The organism is Cellulosilyticum ruminicola JCM 14822, assembly GCF_001311925.1.
In the GTDB taxonomy this organism is placed as follows: domain Bacteria; phylum Bacillota; class Clostridia; order Lachnospirales; family Cellulosilyticaceae; genus Cellulosilyticum; species Cellulosilyticum ruminicola.
Map to the genome: position 1 here is coordinate 1 of NZ_BBCG01000127.1, position 3,333 is coordinate 3,333.

2 protein-coding genes and 1 pseudogene are annotated in these 3,333 nt (G+C 32.9%); 1 reads left to right on the top strand and 2 read right to left on the bottom strand.

The genetic code is table 11. The features are described 5' to 3' along the window. Positions 1 to 25: 25 nt before the first annotated feature. Together tnpA and JCM14822_RS18165 are read right to left on the bottom strand one after the other, a co-directional pair. Positions 26 to 486, bottom strand: a pseudogene (gene tnpA / locus JCM14822_RS18160) (IS200/IS605 family transposase). A 142-nt stretch (positions 487 to 628) separates the two neighbouring features. Then, the gene (locus JCM14822_RS18165) at positions 629 to 2,239 is read right to left on the bottom strand and encodes a peptide chain release factor 3 (protein ID WP_054744032.1); all 1,611 of its coding nucleotides are present in this window, start codon (positions 2,237 to 2,239) and stop codon (positions 629 to 631) included. Between the two features lie 272 nt (positions 2,240 to 2,511). Here JCM14822_RS18165 and JCM14822_RS18170 point away from each other — a divergent pair, with 272 nt between their 5' ends. After that, complete coding sequence (locus JCM14822_RS18170) at positions 2,512 to 3,081, top strand: class I SAM-dependent methyltransferase (RefSeq protein WP_054744034.1); 570 nt, start codon at positions 2,512 to 2,514, stop codon at positions 3,079 to 3,081. Positions 3,082 to 3,333: the final 252 nt, after the last annotated feature.

The window sequence follows — 3,333 nt, forward strand, 5'->3', positions numbered from 1 at the left end:
CTAAAGTGGCTGCCTTTTTTGCCTCTTAATTCTTGCGACTCGTAAACGGGTCTATATATTCTTTGATCGAGATTTGGTCTGATATAAGATCTTCTTGCACTTGATTCCTAATATAGTCTTCTATGATTTTTTGGTTTCTTCCTACAGTATTTACATAGTATCTTCTACACCCAAAATGTCTGTTACCATACTTATATTTTAAATTTGCATGTCTTTCAAAAATTAATAGTGTACTTTTCCCTTTAGGTATCCCATAAAACTTGCAACACTCATACTTGGTGGAATACATACTAACATGTGTATATGGTCTTTAAATGCATGAGCTTCAATTATTTCTACATCTTTCTGCTAACATAATTGACGTAAAATCTGTCCTATATCTGCTTTTAACTTTTCATATATCTCTTGTATTCTATACTTAGAAGCAAATACAATATGGTATTTGCTTCTAAGTATAGAATGTGATAAACTTTGAATGTCATTCATTTGACAAACCTCCTTTGTTATTTGATACGGTTGGTAAACCATTATCATTCTTAACAAAGGAGGTTTTATTTTTTTATACTAAAAGTATTTTATTCTCACCAGCAGAGATGGTGGTTTTTATAGCTGAAACATTTTTTTTATTTTAAACAGTTGTTTTAAGGTGTGTTTCACGGAATGTAACTTCTGGGTTACGTTCAGCAATTTGACGGATAGACCATTCAAATTCGCAAAGCATAACTGGTTGACCATCTTCAGTTTCAACAAGCGTAGAATCCATAGATCCTTTGAAACGATCAAAGTCAAAGTTTTCAGCGTCAATCCAGCGGATGAAGCGGTATGGTAAGCGTTGCATTTTGATTTCAACTCCATATTCATTTTTAAGACGGTATTCTAATACTTCGAATTGAAGTACCCCTACAACCCCTACTATAACTTCTTCAGTACCAGTAAGGTGAGGTCTAAATACCTGGATAGAACCTTCTTCTGCAAGTTGTAAGATGCCTTTTAAGAATTGTTTACGTTTTAAGGCATTTGTTGTAGAAACACGCATGAAGTGTTCTGGTGCGAATTGAGGAATACCTTCAAATTGGAGTTTAATATTATCACTGCATAATGTATCCCCAATATTAAAGATACCAGGGTCATGAATACCGATAATATCACCAGGATAAGCCACATCTACTGCTGCGCGGTCTTGTGCTAAGAATTGTTGTGGTTGCGCAAGTTTTACTTTTTTGCCTTTCTGTACGTGGTTAACCATCATACCTTTTTCAAATCTTCCTGAACAAATACGAAGGAAAGCAATTCTATCGCGGTGTGCTGGGTTCATATTTGCTTGAATTTTGAAGATAAATCCAGAGAAGTAAGGTGCACTTGTTGGAATCTCACCCATATTACTTGGACGAGGTTGTGGTGGCATTGTGATATCAAGAAAGGCTTCAAGGAAAGGTTCAACTCCAAAGTTAGTTAATGCACTACCAAAGAATACTGGTGTAAGTTCTCCTTTTAAGATTTGTTCTAAGTCAAAGTCATCGCCAGCCATATCTAAAAGCTCAATATCTTCAAGAAGTTTATCATGAAGGGCAGAGCCAAGGAATTCTGTGAATTTAGGATCATCAACTTCACCTGTAATAGTTTCCGCAATAGATTGTCCATGATTGCCATCATCGAAAAGTTCAATTTGTTTTTTACGACGATTGTAAACACCTTTAAAGTCTTTACCGCTACCAATTGGCCAGTCCATAGGATAAGAACGAATACCAAGGACATTTTCGATTTCTTCCATAAGTTCAAATGGATCTTTACCATGTGAGTCCATTTTGTTGATGAATGTGAAAATTGGAATACCACGCATTTTACAAACTTTAAAAAGTTTCTTTGTTTGTGCTTCTACCCCTTTTGCAGCATCGATAACCATTACAGCACTATCTGCAGCAACGAGTGTACGATAAGTATCCTCACTGAAGTCTTGGTGACCTGGTGTATCTAGAATATTGATACAGAAGCCATCATAGTTGAATTGAAGTACACTGGAAGTAACAGAGATACCTCTTTGTTTTTCAATCTCCATCCAGTCAGATACAGCATGTTTTTGAGTTCTTCTAGATTTAACAGAACCTGCTGAACGAATAGCTCCACCGTATAAAAGGAATTTTTCTGTAAGAGTTGTTTTCCCTGCATCAGGGTGAGAAATAATGGCAAAAGTACGTCTTTTTTGTACTTCATCTTGATATATTGATGTTTCTTGTGACATTTTTATCATCCTTATCTTTTTATATAAATTGCTTCGTAATAAATAGCATATACAACCTCTAATTATCATTGCAAACATAGTAAGATGTCAAGTATTAGTTTTAATAAATTTAATGAGACTATACGTAAGGAAAGAAATATAGTATAACTTAAATGTCAAATCTTTTCACTTAGCTTATTTAATGATACTATAAAAATGATAAGTCGTGTTAAAAGAATAAAATACTCAATGAAATACAATAAAGTATTTTATTCTTTTGGAAAGGAAAATATATGTCAGCTCTAACAAAATTAAATACAATTACTTTAGCACATCATTTGATGGCACAATATATTAAAGAAGGTGATGTATGTATTGATGCAACAGCTGGAAGAGGATTTGATACAGCTTTTTTATGTGAGTTAGTTGGTGAAAATGGAGAAGTAGTAGCTTTTGATATTCAAGAAGATGCTATAAATAGTACAAAGGCATTACTTGAAGAACGTGGACTTAAGGCTATGGTTTATTTAGAAAGCCATACAAAGATGAATACTTACAAGATTGCTGAAAGCGTAAATGGGATTATGTTTAATTTTGGTTATTTACCAGGTGGCAATCATAGTATTTGTACACAGGCTGCAAGTAGTATTGAAGCAATAGAAATGGGATTAGACTTACTTAAGAAAAAAGGTGTGATGAGTCTTTGTATCTATCATGGTGGTGATACAGGCTTTGAAGAAAAAAATGCAATTATGGCGTATTTAAAGGATTTAGATATGAAGAAATATACAGTTGTTGTAAGTGAACTATATAATAAACCAAATCATCCACCGCTTTCGGTATTCATTACAAAAGATAAATAGGATAAAAAGCACAGTGCATATTTGCATTGTGCTTTTTATGTGTAAGAAAATAGTAAAAAATAAATACTATAAAAATACATAATGTTGTAATATAATATTAAAAAATAGGTAATTGCGAAACTACTGTTTAAAAATGAATAACAATAGCTTTGAGGATGCAAGATTTAAAAATTATTATTGGTAGCTACATTTAGTTGACAAATAAATAAAAATTGGTACAACAAATAAAGGTAAGTTTTTACCTAAAAAAAA

Excerpts from the sequence above, each read along its gene's own strand:
- JCM14822_RS18165 (WP_054744032.1), bottom strand. The coding sequence starts at position 2,239 with ATGTCACAAGAAACATCAATATATCAAGATGAAGTACAAAAAAGACGT.
- JCM14822_RS18170 (WP_054744034.1), top strand. The coding sequence starts at position 2,512 with ATGTCAGCTCTAACAAAATTAAATACAATTACTTTAGCACATCATTTG.